The sequence below is a fragment of the Sphingomonas lacusdianchii genome, from assembly GCF_022664395.1.
Taxonomy (GTDB): Bacteria; Pseudomonadota; Alphaproteobacteria; order Sphingomonadales; family Sphingomonadaceae; genus Sphingomonas; species Sphingomonas lacusdianchii.
Genome location: NZ_JAKRET010000004.1, coordinates 129,110 through 144,605, shown reverse-complemented (window position 1 = coordinate 144,605; position 15,496 = coordinate 129,110). Strand labels below are relative to the sequence as shown.

General features: G+C 66.5%; 11 protein-coding genes and 2 pseudogenes. 1 reads left to right on the top strand and 12 read right to left on the bottom strand.

Features of this window, described 5'->3' with window-relative positions:
* Positions 1–44: 44 nt before the first annotated feature.
* Both MF607_RS07460 and MF607_RS07455 read right to left on the bottom strand, forming a co-directional pair.
* Positions 45–1,091 (bottom strand): annotated as a pseudogene (locus MF607_RS07460) (glycoside hydrolase family 43 protein); the annotation flags it as partial.
* Positions 1,092–1,105: 14 nt separating this feature from the next.
* Positions 1,106–2,137 carry an arabinan endo-1,5-alpha-L-arabinosidase gene (locus tag MF607_RS07455; RefSeq protein ID WP_431311914.1) on the bottom strand — a complete coding sequence of 344 codons (1,032 nt, stop codon included), beginning with the start codon at positions 2,135–2,137 and terminating at the stop codon, positions 1,106–1,108.
* Positions 2,138–2,687: 550 nt separating this feature from the next.
* Here MF607_RS07455 and MF607_RS07450 point away from each other — a divergent pair.
* Entirely contained in the window at positions 2,688–5,030 is a 2,343-nt protein-coding gene (locus MF607_RS07450; protein ID WP_242117010.1) for a glycoside hydrolase family 127 protein, read from the top strand.
* Here the strand turns inward: MF607_RS07450 and MF607_RS07445 are convergent.
* The 10 genes and pseudogenes from MF607_RS07445 to MF607_RS07400 form a co-directional block, all read right to left on the bottom strand.
* Positions 5,027–5,287, bottom strand: coding sequence for a CopD family protein (locus MF607_RS07445; protein ID WP_242117007.1), 261 nt, complete (start codon positions 5,285–5,287; stop codon positions 5,027–5,029). The two genes, MF607_RS07450 and MF607_RS07445, sit on opposite strands and share 4 nt — an antisense overlap.
* Positions 5,288–5,534: 247 nt before the next feature.
* Positions 5,535–5,831, bottom strand: a pseudogene (locus MF607_RS23120) (hypothetical protein); the annotation flags it as partial.
* A gap of 47 nt (positions 5,832–5,878) precedes the next feature.
* Entirely contained in the window at positions 5,879–6,244 is a 366-nt protein-coding gene (gene copC, locus MF607_RS07435; protein WP_242117002.1) for a copper homeostasis periplasmic binding protein CopC, read from the bottom strand.
* A 124-nt stretch (positions 6,245–6,368) separates the two neighbouring features.
* Complete coding sequence (locus MF607_RS07430) at positions 6,369–7,301, bottom strand: 2-hydroxyacid dehydrogenase (protein ID WP_242117001.1); 933 nt, start codon at positions 7,299–7,301, stop codon at positions 6,369–6,371.
* Positions 7,302–7,312: 11 nt separating this feature from the next.
* Positions 7,313–9,505, bottom strand: coding sequence for a TonB-dependent siderophore receptor (locus MF607_RS07425; protein WP_242117000.1), 2,193 nt, complete (start codon positions 9,503–9,505; stop codon positions 7,313–7,315).
* A 213-nt stretch (positions 9,506–9,718) separates the two neighbouring features.
* Positions 9,719–10,873: a M20 aminoacylase family protein gene (locus MF607_RS07420; RefSeq protein WP_242116999.1), complete on the bottom strand. Its 1,155-nt coding sequence runs from the start codon at positions 10,871–10,873 to the stop codon at positions 9,719–9,721.
* A 22-nt stretch (positions 10,874–10,895) separates the two neighbouring features.
* The gene (locus MF607_RS07415) at positions 10,896–11,390 is read right to left on the bottom strand and encodes an Lrp/AsnC family transcriptional regulator (RefSeq protein ID WP_242116998.1); all 495 of its coding nucleotides are present in this window, start codon (positions 11,388–11,390) and stop codon (positions 10,896–10,898) included.
* A gap of 38 nt (positions 11,391–11,428) precedes the next feature.
* Complete coding sequence (locus MF607_RS07410; protein WP_242116997.1) at positions 11,429–12,805, bottom strand: aminotransferase class III-fold pyridoxal phosphate-dependent enzyme; 1,377 nt, start codon at positions 12,803–12,805, stop codon at positions 11,429–11,431.
* Between the two features lie 173 nt (positions 12,806–12,978).
* Positions 12,979–14,046, bottom strand: coding sequence for a tartrate dehydrogenase (locus MF607_RS07405; protein WP_242116994.1), 1,068 nt, complete (start codon positions 14,044–14,046; stop codon positions 12,979–12,981).
* On the bottom strand, positions 14,043–15,467 hold the full coding sequence (locus MF607_RS07400) for an NAD-dependent succinate-semialdehyde dehydrogenase (RefSeq protein WP_242117255.1): 1,425 nt from the start codon (positions 15,465–15,467) through the stop codon (positions 14,043–14,045). Before MF607_RS07400 ends, MF607_RS07405 begins: the two co-directional genes overlap by 4 nt.
* Between the last annotated feature and the right edge of the window lie 29 nt (positions 15,468–15,496).

The window sequence follows — 15,496 nt, the reverse complement described above, 5'->3', positions numbered from 1 at the left end:
CATGGCTGCCCGGCAGGCGATCGATTCGGTGTCGTTCAGACCCGCAGCGGACCGTTGGCGGCGGGCGGTTCGAACTGGGGTACGCCGTCCGCATCGTAGCGGACCGGCTGGACCCGGGTGTGGCGATTGGGATCGAACAGCGGGTCGCCGGTAATCTTCTCATAGTCACGGGCGTGGAAGACCAGCATGTCGCGACCGCGTTCGTCGACGGTGAAGCTGTTATGGCCGGGGCCGAATATCTTGCGGGCTGGATCGGTCTTCATCACCGGCTGCGGCGACTTGGTCCATGCCGTCGGGTCCATGATGTCGGCATCGTCGCGCGCGGTCAGCATGCCCAGGCAATAGCGCGCGTCGGTGGCACTCGCCGAATAGGTCAGGAACAGCCGCCCGTTGCGCGCGAGCAGCGCCGGAGCCTCGGCAACCTTGTAGCCGCGAATCTCCCATGGCAGCGTCGGCACGGTCAACCGCGCGGGCTTGGCGGCCAGCGTCAGCGGCGTCGCAAGCGGGGCGAGATACAGGTTCGAATTGGTATCAATTCCCGGCTCGCGCTGCGCCCATGCCAGATAGCGGGTGCCGCGATGCACGAAGCTGGTCGAATCGAGGTTGAAGCTGTCCCATGGCGTCTCCAACTGACCCAACACGGTCCAGTTGCCGGTCATCGGATCGGGACCATCGCACACCACCGCATAGGTGCGGATGCGGAACACGTCCTCGCCGCCGCCGCTGGGACCGGCGGCGAAATACATGATCCACTTGCCGTCGATCTGGTGCAGTTCGGGCGCCCACAGGAAACCGGAGCGCGGGCCCGACGCCTCGTGCCGCCACAGGACCTTTTCCTGCGCGTTCGTCAGCCCGCCGATCGTCTTCGACCGGCGCAGTACCAGTCGGTCATATTCGGGCACCGATCCGGTCAGATAGTACCAGCCATCGGTGTGGCGAAACACCTGCGCATCGGCGCGGTTCTTGACCAGCGGGTTGACGATGCCGGTCGTGCCCCCGCGACGCCGCTGCGCCCAGGCGGGCAGCGTGCTCGCGGTACCGGCGGCGGCCACCCCGCCCAGAAACAGGCGGCGGGACAGGGCTTCGGTCATCAGCATTCTCTCCATTACTGTGCGCTCGGCCAGCCGTCGCCGCCCCATGTCAGGGTTGCGATCCGCAGGGTCGGTGCCCCCGCATTTTCCTTGTCGTAGGCGTGATAGACGATACGGTCGATCCCGTCGCCACCACGGTAATGGCCGGCATGACCGGGCCCGCGATACCGGCCCTTTTCCTCCAGATCGGCGCGCAGCAGCACGGTGCCACCGCCGGCCAGCATCGAACTGCCATCCTTGCCCAGATAGGGTCCGGCGATCGTCTTCGACCGGCCGATCACGGTGTAATAGGTGCTGTTCACGCCCTTGCAGCAATAGTCGTAGCTGGCGATCAGCCAGTAATATCCGCCGCGTTCGAAGATATAGGGCGCTTCGATGATCGACGGCGCCCCGGCGGGCACCGAGCGACGGGCGAGCGCCAGCGGCTTTGCCTCGGGGTTCAGCGGCTTGCCGGTCCGCGGGTTCAGTTCGACCAGCTTCAATCCGCTCCAGAAGCTGCCGAACGACAGCCAGTGGCGACCGGACCTGTCGACGACGAATGCCGGGTCGATCGCGTTATACGCATCACCCGGCACCGATCGCAGCACCATCCCTTCGTCGCGCCAGCCATAGCCGCGTGCGTTCGGGTCGAGCGTCGCATTGGTAGCGAGGCCGATCGCCGAACGGTTCGATCCGAAGGTCGAGACCGAATAATAGAGGCGATAGCGGCCGTTCACGAACGAGATGTCGGGCGCCCACAGATTGCGCGCGCCCGGTATCGCCTTCACCGTCCAGTCGGGCAGTTTGGCAAAGGGCGGCGTGCCCGCCTGCCAATGGACCAGATCGTTGGAGGTCCGCTCGGCGAGCAGCCCCTGCCCGTCGCGACCGATGCCGGTCGAAAAGACGTGCCACGTCGCCCCCTGCCGGATCAGCACCGGATCGTGGACCGGACGGATATCCCCCTCCGGAGCCGCGGTCTGCGCGACCCCCGCCCCGGCGAGCGACAACGCGGCAACCGTCAGCAGCGAGCCTGCCAGCCCCATGTTACTGGGCCACCGGCCAGCCATCGGCACCCCGTGTCCGATGATCGTGGTTCTGCGGTCCCATCGCCCGCGACCGGGCGTGGTGCGCCTGCCCGAGGGTCTCAGGCTCGCATTCGTCCCTTTGGCTGCAATCACGGCAGCAACGACCAAGCGATAGCGGATGCCGACACTGGTATTTCTGCCGCGATAACCACGGTATCCTCCCGATCCGACAGCAATTTTATACTCAGACAATTACGGCGGTATTCCCGGAACGCAATAGGCTCGACTTGAAATTTTTGCCGGATGTTAGCTGGCCTTGGCGAGCAGCGAGCGTCCAGTTCAGCCCATGTGTAAGTGGCTGCTTCAGCGAAGACCTGCAATTCGAGGTTTGTCCGATGCAATGCGCACCGCCGTACCCATCACTATGATAGCGATACCAACGACAAGAATGCCGCGTTGCAGGTTGACCGACACGATAAAGTCGGACAATTTCCAACCGAAGAGGATTATAGAACAGAAACGTCAGTCAGGACCATCGATGTCGAACCACGTCACGTCTTCGCCCCCATGCTGCGCCGGAACGGTCCGGGCAATGACGGTCAGTCGACGCAGCCTGCTGATCGGCGCCAGCCTGTTGCCGTTCGGCGCGTCGGCGCTGGCCGCGACTCCGGCGATTCGTCGAGCGGAACCGGTTCCGGCGCGATTCGTGACGTTGCAGCCCTCGCCCTTCGCCGAGGCGTTCGCCGCGAACCGTCGCTACCTGCTCGACCTCGACCCCGAACGACTGCTGCACAATTTCTACATCTCGGCCGGGCTGCCCGCGCCCAAGCCGGTCTATGGCGGCTGGGAAGCGCAGGGGATTGCCGGCCACAGCCTTGGCCATTGGCTGTCGGCCTGCGCGCTGACCGTCGCCAATAACGGCGATGCGGCGGTAGCGACGCGGCTCGACCATGCGCTGAAGGAAATGGCGCGGATACAGGCGGCGCATGGCGACGGCTATGTCGGCGGCACCACCGTCGAACGCGATGGGAAGACCGTCGACGGCAAGATCGTGTTCGAGGAACTGCGCCATGGCGATATCCGCAGCGGCGGGTTCGACCTCAACGGCGGCTGGGTACCGCTCTATACGTGGCACAAGGTCCATGCCGGGCTGATCGACGCGCATGTGCTGGCCGGCAACAAGCGGGCGATGCCGGTGCTGCTCGGCATGGCCGGCTATCTGGCCGGGATACTCGAGCCGCTGTCCGACGAACAGATGCAGCGCATCCTTGCGGCCGAACATGGCGGACTGAACGAAAGCTATGCCGATACCTATGCGCTGACCGGCGATGCCCGCTGGCTGCGCATGGCGGAGAAGATCCGGCACAAGGCAGTGCTCGATCCGCTGACCGCGCAGCAGGACAGGCTCGCCGGGCTGCACGCCAATACCCAGATTCCGAAGGTCATCGGCCTTGCGCGCCTGCACGAACTGACCGGCGCACCGGCGCATGCGACCGCCGCGCGCTTCTTTCACCAGCGGGTGACCGGGCATCACAGCTATGTGATCGGCGGCAATTCCGAACGCGAGCATTTCGGCCAGCCCGACCAGCTATCGAAGCGGCTGGGCGAGGCGACGTGCGAGGCGTGCAACAGCTACAATATGCTGAAGCTGACCCGGCACCTCTATGGCTGGCAGCCCGAGGCGCGCTGGTTCGATTATTATGAGCGGGTGCAGATCAACCATATGCTCGCCCATCAGCGCCCGTCGGACGGGCGCTTCGTCTATTTCATGCCGCTGGCGGCAGGGGCGCGGCGGACCTATTCCAGCCCCGACGACAGTTTCTGGTGCTGTGTCGGATCGGGCATGGAAAGCCACGCCAAGCACGCAGATTCGATCTGGTGGCAGGATGCGGACACGCTGTACCTGAACCTGTTCGTGCCCTCGAAGCTCGACTGGAGCGAGCGCGGGCTGGCGGTCGATCTGGATACCGCCATGCCGCTGAAGGGCGATGCGACGCTGACGGTGCGGCGCGCACCGCGTGGGCGTCAGGCGATTGCGATCCGCCTGCCCGGCTGGGCAAAGGACCCGGTGGTGGCGCTCAACGGGCAGGCGATCGCGCCGACGCTGCGAAACGGCTATGCGGTGATCGATCGCCGGTGGCGCGCGGGCGACAGGGTCGCGCTGACGCTGCCGATGACGCTGGCCGCCGAGCCTACGCCGGATGATCCGACGATCGTCGCCTTCACCTATGGCCCGCTGGTGCTGGCGGCCGATATGGGCAGCGAGGCGCAGCCGTTCGACAGCACCGGTCCGGCCTTGGTCAGCGACGGCGCGATCGCCGCCAGCCTGACGCCCGCCGGCGACAATCGCTTCACCGCGACCGGTGCTCTGGGCGAGGCGCTGACCTTCCGGCCCTTCTATTCGCAATGGGACCGGCGAACGGCGGTATATCTGCCGACCTTCACCAGCGACCGCTGGGCGGCGGCGCGCGGCGACTATGTACAGGCGCAGGCGGAAGCGCGCGCGCTTGGCCGCCGCACCGTCGACACGCTGTATATGGGCGAGATGCAGCCCGAGCGCGACCATCAGGTGGCACCGGGCGGCAGCGAGGTCGTCAACTGGTCGGGTCGCTCGGCCCGGCGGCTCAAGCCGGGTCAGACGCTGTCGATGACGCTGGCGCGGCGGCCGGGACCGGCGGTGCTGCGCCTGCTGATCTGGGGCCGCGACGTCGATCGCGCGGTCGATATCGCGATCGACGGTGCGCCGCTCGCGACCGCCACCCACAAGGGGCCGGCGGCGGACCGGTTCGTGGCGCTCGACTATCCGATCCCCTCGGCGGGCGCGCAGGGGCGGCCGGACGCGAAGGTCGATCTGACCGCGAAGAAGGGCGATGCGGTGATTTATGAAGTGCGGATGCTGACCGCCGAGGATGCCGCGCCGGTGACCGCAGTTTAGGACATTGCCGAAACCGGCGGTTCGAGCGTCCCGGCCCAGCCGATCAGCAGCACGATCAGCACGCCGGCGGCGAACTCGGTCGACAGGCTGATCCTGAGCGCGCGCAGGTCGCCGCTGGCGGTCAGGCGCGGCGTCAGCACGAAGCGGTTGGCGGCGGCGAGCGCCAGCATCAGCGCGAACAGCGCCAGCTTGGCGAGGAGCAACTGTCCGTACAGGCTGGTGCCGAGCCGCGCGATGCCGTCGATGCCGACCAGCATCGCGGCGTTGGACGATGCCGGTCAGCACGATCGCGGCGACGATCGCCGTGCCCAAACCGGCAAAGTCGGCCAGTGCCCCGGCGGTCTGCGGCGATCGCCGAACCGCAAGGGTGACGAACACCGCCAGCGCGCCGATCCACGCCCCCGCCGCAAGTAGATGGACGATGTCGGCGATCAGGTGCAACCGGCCCGCCACCCCCTCTTCCATCGCACCATGGCCGTTCCACGCCAGCGTCGCACTGGCCACCGCCGCAAGCAGCGCGACGGGCGTGAAGCGCGGCTGCGGCACCAGCAATGCGACCAGCATCGCGAGCAATGCGGCGCTGCGAACGAGGAAGGCGGTACCGGGCGTCGTGTCGCGCACCAGCATCAGCAGCAGGTCGCGGTCGACCGACCCGACCCCCGCCCCGGTCATCGCCGCCGCCAGCAGCACGAAGGCGACGGTCGACAGCAGCAGCGCGGCCACGGTCGCCACGATCAGCGCCCGGCGCGCGACCAGTTGCCGGCGCGCGAACCATGCCAGCCCGAACGTCGCCGGCAACACCGCCAGCAACAGGCCGCGCACGACGATGAGCGGCCCGTCGCCCAAGGTCAGCCGACCGTGATCGTGTAGCTGCCGGTCACCCGGTGGGTGTCGGACGACACGACGTGCCAGTCGACCCGGTAGCTGCCGCGCGGCAGCGGGCGGGCCAGCGTCAGCACCAGCGAGCTGCCGTCATCGCCGACCTTCGCGGTGGTGGGAATGCGGTGCGGGCCCATGCCCGGCATTGGCAACATGGTCAGTTCCGCGCCCGACAATGGCGCGACCAGCTTTTCGGAAAAGGTCAGCGTCAGCGTCTTGGGCGCGACCGCGACCTTCGCTTCGGCGGCCGGGGTCGCGGATACGAGCTTGGGATGGGCGAGCGCCGGGGTGGCGAGCAGGGCGGCAACAGCGAAACCGGTCAGGACGTGACGCATGGACGGGAACCTCCGAAATGGGGACGGCGAACCACCGTCTGCTTGTCTGTACGCAGGCGGGGCAATCGCCCCTCATTCGATCGTTCGGCCGCGCGGACCGGCTCCCCGGACGCAAGCAATGCCATCAGTAACCGGCGCTGCGGTCGACCAGCCCCGGGGGCAGGGTCCCGGCGCGATGGGCGAGGATCGCCGCCGCCACCGCGCGCGCGCCGCCATCGATGTCGGTCTCGGCGGCGACGTGCGGGGTCAGCACGACCCTGGGATGACGCCATAGCGGATGATCCGGCGGCAACGGTTCGGGATCGGTGACGTCGAGCATCGCGGCCGCGACCTGACCTGTGTCGAGTGCGGCGAGCAGCGCGACCTGGTCGAGATGCCCGCCCCGCCCCATGTTCACGATGGCAGCGCCACGTGGCAATCGGGCAAAGGTCGCGGCGTTCAGGATATGGCGCGTTTCCGCGGTCAGCGGCAGCGCGCAGATCAGTATGTCGCTGATCGCCAGCACATCGGTCAGCGCGTCGGCGCCATGGCGGCAATCGATGCCGGGCAGGTCGCGCGGGCGCCGGCTCCACCCGGTCACCGGAAAGCCGAGCGCCGCGATCTGCGTCGCGATCGCTCCGCCCATCGCGCCAAGGCCGAGGACGGTCACCCGCCGCGCCCCCTTGGCAATTACCGGCTGCGGCGCCCATTGCCCGGCACGCTGTGCCATCAGATAGTGCGGCAGGTCGCGATGCAGCGCCAGCACCGCCAGCGTCGCATAATCGGCCATTTCGACGACCAGTCCGGGCTCGACCGTGCGGACCAGCGCGACATGGTCGGGAAGGGCGTCGGCACGCAACTGGTCGACACCCGCCCCGACCGAGAACACCATCGCCAGATTCGGCAACATGGCGAACAGGTCATCGGGCGGCGTCCACGCCGCGACATGGGTGATCGCCGCAGGATCCCCCATGTCGGGCCATAGCCGTACCGTCAGCCCGGGCACCAGCCGGGGGAGCAGCGTCTGCCACCGCTCCCCGCGCGCCGGCGTTCCCAGATGGAGCAGGACGGGGTCCATCGTCCGTCCGCTCAATAGGAGTAGCCGACCCGGACCATGAACTGGCGCGGTGCGCCGGGCAGCGTCCACAGCCGCGAATAGGAGCTGGGGAAATAATGTTCGTCGAACAGGTTCGTCACCTCGCCCGACACGCGCAGCCGTTCGTTCGGTTCGTACGACGCCATGACGCGGGTCAGCGTATAGCCCGGCAGATAATAGAATTCGCCGTTCGCGAAGCGGAAGCCCGTCTCGCCCAGCCGCTTGCCGACATAGTTGACGCCCGCACCCAGCGTCAGGCGGCTGCTGCCGATGTCGAAATCCTTGAACACCAGCGCGCTGCCGCTGTTCTTGGGAATGTTGAGCAGCGGGTCGCCCTCGCGCAGACCGAAGCCGAAATTGGGGTCGAGCGCGTTCGCGGCGACCTCCGCATCGATATAGGCATAGTTCAGCTGCACGCGGAAACCGGCCGGCAGGTTGCCCGACAGTTCCGCCTCGACGCCCTTGCTGCGTGCCTTGCCGACCGCCAGCGAGAAATTGGCGTTGACCGGGTCCGCGGTCAGCACGTTGTTCTTGGTCGTCTTGAAGAAGGCGAGCGTACCGGTCAGCCGCTTGCGCAGCAGCGACACCTTCGCCCCCGCCTCGTACGAAACGGTACGTTCGGGTTCGAAAGCGTTGTTGTTCGCGTCGGTCCCGTTGTTCGGGCGGAAGCCGCGCCCGTAATTGGCGTAGATCGAGACGTTATCACCGAACACATAGGTCGCGCCGACCGACGGGCTGAACGCGGTCTTTTCCTGCATCGTGCGACGCGCGGCGACACGGTCGTCGACAATCTGTTCGAAATTGTCGAAGCGGCCGCCGAACCGGACCTTCAGCGCATCGGTCACATCGACCTGATCCTGCAGATAGGTACCCCAGCTGTTCTGCCGTTCCAGATAGCTCTGGAACCGGCCGGGGGTGGGCAGCTTGCCATAGACCGGGTCGAAGATGTCGATGCGATTGCCGAGCACCAGATTGCCGGCGGTCTGCGACGCCACGACCGGCGGGCGATAGCGGTTCTGGACGACGTCGAGCTGATAATCGTCCCAGTCGGCGCCGATGATCATGTGATGCTGCAGCGGGCCGGTCGCGAATTGGCCGCTCAATTCACCGCGGAAGGTCAGGTCGGTGGTCGAATAATCGCGTTCGCGGCGCTGGCGCGACAGGGTGGTGCCATCGGTATAGATGCGCTGGCGACCGGCGGCGAGTTCGGCCTCGGTCGAAATGCCCTTGAAGAAGGTATCGCGATAGCCGATGCCGAGCACCAGCGACCAGTTGGGGCTGAAGTCATGCTGCAACTGTGCCTGATGGCCCATGGCGCGGACATGGACCGGGCCATCGCCCGGTTCGCCGAAGAAGCGTTCGCGCGGTACCAGCTTCAGATCGCCGGTCGGCGCGACGATGCCGCGGTCGAACACGACCTTCTGGTCGATATATTCGAATTCATAGCTGATCGAGCTGTCCTGCCCGAGCTTGGCGAGGATCGACGGGGTGACCGTTACCTTCTCGCTCGACAGGAAATCGCGGAAACTGTCGGCGGACTCGGCGGCACCGGTCACGCGCACCGCGACCCGGTCCGACAACGGCACGTTGAAATCGCCTTCGCTGCGGAAATTATTGTAGCTGCCCGCCGACAGGATCACGCCGCCATGCAGGTCGAAGCCGGGCTTCCTGGTGATGATGTTGACCGTACATCCCGGTTCGCCGCGCCCGAACAGCGAGGAGTTCGGACCCTTCAGCACCTGCACCTGCTGCACGTTCGACGTGTCGCGCGCGCCGCCATAGCCGCGGGCGGCGTTGAACCCGTTGACCAGATAGTTGCTGCCGGCACCTTCGTCGCCGGTGAACCCGCGACAGGCGAACACATCGAACAGGCCGCCGAAATTATTCTGTCGGGCGATGCCGGTCGCGAAGTCGAGCGCGTTGTCGAGCCGGGTGATCCCGGCATCCTTCAACGTTTCCATCGACAGAACCTGAATGCTCTGCGGCACCTCGATCGTCGGTACGTTGGCGACATATTGCTGGCGCACGCCCTGAACGACGATCTCGTCCTGCTGCGGCGCTTCCTCCCCTTCGGGAGCGGCGGTCGCAGCGGCTGCGGCGACCGCAACCTCCTGTGCCGATGCGGCAGCAGGTGCCAGAAGCGCCAGATTGGCGGCGCCGAAGAAAAGCAGATGTCGGTTGCGCATTTGAACCCCCAAGCGTGAAACGGCTATCGCGTCGTCCTCGACCTGGCAGCGTCCCGATCTTCGTCCCGGTACCTGTGGACCGGCGGATCGATGTGTCGCCACCTCTGCGGCACCTGCATGATGATGGGTAGCTTCAAGCATTTTGTTGCGAAGCTGTGACAGCTTCGGAACGAAATGCGGATTTAGGCGTGACGTGCCCATGCATTCATGCCGTCAGCCCGTGGGAAGCTGCGTCCGCGCCAGTTCGGCGAACCATGCGATGCCGATCGGCGTCACCGCGTCGTTGAAGTCATAGGCCGGATGGTGGAGCGCGGCGACATGCGATTCGTCGCGTTGCCCCATCCACAGATAGGCGCCGGGCCGGGCCTGCAACATGAAAGCGAAGTCTTCGGAGGTGAAGGCGGGCGCCGGCGCTTCCGCCGCGTCGCCGCACACCGCCTGCGCCGCCGCCAGCGCGATCGCCGCGCTTTCCGCATCGTTCACGGTCGCCGGATAATAGCGGACATAATCGACCGCGATCTGCGTCTCGCTCGATCGCGCGACGCCCTCGCACATCCGGCGCAGCGATTCCTCGATCCGGTCCTGTACGGCGGGTGAAAAGGTGCGGACGGTGCCGGTCAGCGTCACCGACGCCGGAATGACGTTGTGCGAATCGCCGCCATGGACCTTCGTCACCGACAGGACCGCGCTTTCGGTCGGTGGCAGGCGGCGGGAGACGATTGTATGGAGTTGCTGGACCAACGTCGCCGCAGCCAGGATCGCGTCGGGCGTCTGGTGCGGCATGGCGGCATGACCGCCCTTGCCCGAAATGGTGATATCGAACCGGTCGGCGGCGGCCATGATCGGCCCCGGCCGGGTCCGGGCGCTGCCCAGCGGCAGGTCGGGCCAGTTGTGCAGCGCGAACACCCGGTCGCACGGGAAGCGATCGAACAGGCCGTCGCGCACCATCGCGTCGGCGCCGCCCTGTCCTTCCTCGGCGGGCTGGAAGATGAAATGGATCGTGCCCGAAAAATCGCGCGTCTTCGCCAGATGCCGCGCGGCGCCGATCAGCGTCGCGCTGTGCCCGTCATGGCCACAGCCATGGAACACGCCCGGCGTCTTGCTGGCATAGGGCAGCCCGGTCTGCTCGGCGAAAGGCAGCGCATCCATGTCGGCGCGAAAGCCGATCGCCCCATTGCCGGGACCATTGCGCAGCGTGCCGACCACGCCGGTGCCGCCGATCCCGGTCGCCACCTCCAACCCCGCGGCGCGCAGCGCCTCGGCGATGATCGCGGCGGTACGGTGTTCGGCGAAACCCAGTTCGGGGTGCGCGTGCAGGTCGCGGCGCAGCGCCGCGAGGTCGGCAAGATCCTGGTCGTCGATACGCATCGTGGGGCGCCTTTCGCGAGGGTCAGCTCCGCTCGTCGAACAGCGCCTCGATCGGGTCGTAGCGTTTCACGATCGGAGATTTGAGTACGATATAGCTGAAATATTTCTCGATCCCGAAATCGCTTTCGAGGATCGATTCGATCAGTTCCTGATATTGCGACACGTTGCGGGTGATGAACTTGACCAGATAATCATATCCGCCGCTGACCAGATGGCATTCGACGACTTCGGGCACGTTGCGCGCGCGTTGTTCGAAGCGCGAGAAATCGCCGGTCCGGTGATCCTTCAGCGTGATCTCGGTGAAGACAGTCAGCGTCTCGCCAAGCTTCGCCAGCGCGACATGCGCGCCATAGCCGGTGATATACCCCGCCTTTTCCAACCGCTTGACCCGCGACAGACACGGGCTGGGCGACAGGCCGACCGCATCGGCCAGATCGACGTTGGTGATCCGCCCATTGCGCTGCAACTGCGCAAGGATGCGGAAATCCAGTCGATCGAGTTTGGGCGATGGTGTCATAAAGGAGACTTTATCTCATCATTTCGTAACCGCAACGTCTATCGCAGCACTGCACGAACTTCGGGCAGGTCCGCCACTTGATCGAGCGTCCGCACAAGGCGCTTCAACAATGTATCCATATCGGTTTCATCGCAACTGATCGCCGGGGCGAGGCCGATCGTGCCGTCGGCGAACGCGCGGAAGATGATGCCGTTGGCGTAGCCGGTGCGCGCCAGCTTGTCGGGCAGGCCGATCGCGGGGTCGAACCGCGTCTTGCCCGCCTTGTCCGCGACCAGTTCGATGCCGGCGAGCATGCCCGCCTGTCGCACGTCGCCGACCAGCGGATGATCGGCGATCGCGGCCAGTCCCGCTGCGAGTTGCGGTGCACGGGCGACGCCGTTGGCGAGGATGCCGCCCTCGTACAGGTCGAGCACGGCCAGCGCGACGGCGGCCGACACCGGATGCCCCGAATAGGTCGCACCGTGCCCGACCGGCAGATGATTGTCCGGACCATCGGCGATGCCGGAATAAATTTCGTCGGTCATCAGCACCGCGCCCATCGGCACGTAACCGGCGGTCAGTCCCTTGGCGAGCGTCATCAGATCGGGGGTGACGCCTTCGGTTTCGCAGGCGAACAGCGGACCCGTACGACCAAAGCCGGTAATGACCTCATCGGCGACCAGCAGGATGCCCAGTTTGGTGCAGGCGGCACGCATCGCGCTCAGCCAACCCAGGGGCGGAACGATGACGCCGGCCGACCCCTGCACCGGTTCGGCGAAGAAGGCGGCGACATTGTCCGCGCCCAGTTCGGCGACCTTGGTCTTCAGCGCGGCGACGCTGGCGTCGATCACCGCCTGCGGATCGCTGCCGACGCTGTGGCGATAGGGATAGGGTGCCGGGATATGATGCTGCCAGTCATGCGGCAGGTCGAACAGCCGGTGGAAGGCGGGCAGGCCGGTGATCCCCGCCCCGTTCGACGACGAACCATGATAGCCCTTGTCGAGCGCGATCACCTGTTTCTTGGCCGGGCGGCCCTTGGCATTCCAGTAGTTGACGATGAAGCGCAGCGCGGAGTCGACCGCGTCCGATCCGCCCAGCGAGAAATAGACGCGGTCGAGGCCCGGCGGCGACAGTTCGGCCAGCCGCTCGGCCAGCCGGATCGCGGGTTCGCTGGCGAAGGAGAAATAGCCGGTGGCATAGGGCAGCCGCCGCATCTGTTCGGCCGCCGCCTCGACCACGCTTTCCTGGCCATAGCCGATATTGACGCACCACAGCCCGGCAAAGGCGTCGAGCAGCTGGTTGCCGTCGCCATCGGTCAGATACATGCCCTGCCCGCCGGTCAGCACGGTCGCGCCGCGCGTCTCGTGCCCGCGCCAAGCGGTGACGGGGTGGATGAGGTGGCGGCGGTCTGCCTCGATCAGCGAATTGGAGAACATGGCTGGCCCTGTTTCTGAAGATGGGGCCATCTTACGGGGCGTCGGCGGGTGTCGGATGATGGCGCAGGCGGTGCGGCGGGGCCAAGCTGCCGAACTTCGCGAATGTGCGGCAGATTATGCCGCGGCAGGATTTTCGAGGTCCCCCCCCTGGGAAGGGAGGGGAGTAGAAGGCGTTACCCGATCGCCGCTGCGATCGCCTTCCCGCATTCCACGGTCGACGCCGTACCCTTCAGATCGCGGGTCCGGCCGGCCTCGCTGGCCAACACCGTCTCGATCGCGGTCACGATCGATTTCGCCGCTGCATGCTCGCCGAAATGGTCGAGCATCATCGCCGCGCACCAGATCTGGCCGACCGGATTGGCGATCCCCTGCCCCGCGATATCGGGTGCCGAGCCATGGACCGGTTCGAACAGCGACGGCACGCTGCGATCGGGGTTGATGTTGCCGCACGGGGCGATGCCGATCGTGCCGGTGCAGGCCGGACCGAGGTCCGACAGAATGTCGCCGAACAGATTGGACGCGACGACCACGTCGAACCGGTCGGGGTTCATTACGAACTGTGCGGCGAGAATGTCGATATGATATTTGTCGGTGCGGATGTCGGGATACTTCTCCGCCATCGCTGCGACGCGGCTGTCCCACCACGGCATGGTGATGGCGATGCCGTTCGACTTGGTCGCGGAGGTCACATGCTTGGCCGGACGCTTCTGCGCGAGGTCGAAGGCGTAGCGCAGGATGCGGTCGGTACCGATGCGGGTCATCACCGTTTCCTGCAACACGACCTCGCGGTCGGTGCCGGGGAAGGCGGTGCCGCCGATCGCCGAATATTCGCCTTCGGTATTCTCCCGCACGATCATCATGTCGATGTCGCCCGGATTGCGGCCGGCCAGCGGGCACGGCACGCCCGGCATCAGCCGCGCCGGGCGCAGATTGACATATTGGTCGTATTCGCGGCGGAACTGGATCAGCGAATCCCACAACGAGATATGGTCGGGCACGGTGTCGGGCCAGCCGACCGCGCCGAAGAAGATCGCATCGACATCGCCGATCCGCGCCTTCCAGTCCTCGGGCATCATCCGGCCGTGGCGGACATAATAATCGCAGCTCGCGAAATCATGCCATTGCTGCTCGACGGTAAAATTATGCACCGACGCCGCCGCTTCGAGCACGCGAATACCCTCCGGCACGACTTCCTTGCCGATCCCGTCGCCCGGAATCACCGCAATCCGATAATTGGTCACAGGCCCTTCAATCCCCCCCAGTGAAACGCTTTGGTTTCCAGATATTCGTCGATGCCCTCGCGCCCGCCTTCACGGCCGAGGCCCGATGCCTTGATCCCGCCGAACGGCGACATTTCCATCGCGATCCCGCCGGTGTTCAGCCCGACCATGCCGAATTCCAGCGCCTCGCCGACCCGCCATGCGCGGTGCAGGTTCTCGGTGTAGAAATAGCTGGCAAGGCCGAACGGCGTGGCGTTGGCGAGGTCGATCGCCTCCTGCTCGGCCGAAAAGCGGAAGATTGGCGCGACCGGGCCGAACGTCTCCTCCGACGCGAGCCGCATCTCGGCCGTGGCGCCGGTCAGCACCACTGGTCGGGCAAAGCGTTCGTCGTCGCGCGCGCCATCGGGCGCGGCGGCGATCCGCGCGCCCTTGGCCAGCGCATCCGACAGGTGATCGGCGACCTTCTGCGTCGCGGCGGCATTGATCAGTGGGCCGATCGTCGTCCCCGCATCGCGGCCATCGCCCACCCGCAGCGCGCGCACCGCCTCGCCCAGCTTTTCGACGAAGCGATCGTGGATGCCGTCCTGTACGAGGATGCGGTTGGCGCAGACGCAGGTCTGGCCTGCATTGCGGAACTTCGACGCCATCGCGCCCGCCACCGCCGCGTCGAGATCGGCATCGTCGAACACGATGAACGGCGCATTGCCGCCCAGTTCGAGGCTCAGCCGCTTCAGCGTATCGGCCGATTGCTGCATCAGCAGCGATCCGACGCGGGTCGATCCGGTGAACGACAATTTGCGCACGACCGGCGACGCGGTCAGCGTGGCGCCGATCGCTTGCGGCAGGCCGGTGACGATGTTGACGACACCCGCCGGGATGCCGGCCCGTTCGGCCAGCTTGCACAGCGCCAGCGCGGTATAGGGGGTCAGTTCGGACGGCTTGATGACGACGGTGCAGCCCGCCGCCAGCGCCGGCGCGACCTTGCGCGTGATCATCGCCGCCGGGAAATTCCACGGCGTGATCGCCGCGCAGACGCCGACCGGTTCGCGGGTCGCGAGGATGCGGCGATCGCTGGTTGGGGCCGGGATGGTGTGGCCGGCGATCCGCCGCCCTTCGTTCGCGAACCATTTCACGAACGACGCGGCGTAACCGATCTCGCCCTTCGCCTCCGCCAGCGGCTTGCCCTGTTCGGCGGTCATGATCGCCGCCAGCGTGTCGGCATGGTCGAGGATCAGCGCATGCCAGCGTTCGAGCAGCGTCGCACGATCGTCGGCGGTGCGGCGCTTCCACGCCGGCAGCGCATCGGCGGCGGCGGCGATCGCCACTTCGGTATCGGCGGCCCCCGCCGCCGGGATCGTGCCGATCACGTCGCCGGTCGCCGGATCGGTGACGTCGAGCGTCGCGCCGTCCCGTGCCGCGACCCATTCGCCGCCGATCAGCATCGTTTCGAGCAGCAGCCCGGTGCCGCGCA

Excerpts from the sequence above, each read along its gene's own strand:
- MF607_RS07455 (WP_431311914.1), bottom strand. The coding sequence starts at position 2,137 with ATGGCTGGCCGGTGGCCCAGTAACATGGGGCTGGCAGGCTCGCTGCTG.
- MF607_RS07450 (WP_242117010.1), top strand. The coding sequence starts at position 2,688 with ATGACGGTCAGTCGACGCAGCCTGCTGATCGGCGCCAGCCTGTTGCCG.
- MF607_RS07445 (WP_242117007.1), bottom strand. The coding sequence starts at position 5,287 with ATGCTGGTCGGCATCGACGGCATCGCGCGGCTCGGCACCAGCCTGTAC.
- copC (WP_242117002.1), bottom strand. The coding sequence starts at position 6,244 with ATGCGTCACGTCCTGACCGGTTTCGCTGTTGCCGCCCTGCTCGCCACC.
- MF607_RS07430 (WP_242117001.1), bottom strand. The coding sequence starts at position 7,301 with ATGGACCCCGTCCTGCTCCATCTGGGAACGCCGGCGCGCGGGGAGCGG.
- MF607_RS07425 (WP_242117000.1), bottom strand. The coding sequence starts at position 9,505 with ATGCGCAACCGACATCTGCTTTTCTTCGGCGCCGCCAATCTGGCGCTT.
- MF607_RS07420 (WP_242116999.1), bottom strand. The coding sequence starts at position 10,873 with ATGCGTATCGACGACCAGGATCTTGCCGACCTCGCGGCGCTGCGCCGC.
- MF607_RS07415 (WP_242116998.1), bottom strand. The coding sequence starts at position 11,390 with ATGACACCATCGCCCAAACTCGATCGACTGGATTTCCGCATCCTTGCG.
- MF607_RS07410 (WP_242116997.1), bottom strand. The coding sequence starts at position 12,805 with ATGTTCTCCAATTCGCTGATCGAGGCAGACCGCCGCCACCTCATCCAC.
- MF607_RS07400 (WP_242117255.1), bottom strand. The coding sequence starts at position 15,467 with ATGCTGATCGGCGGCGAATGGGTCGCGGCACGGGACGGCGCGACGCTC.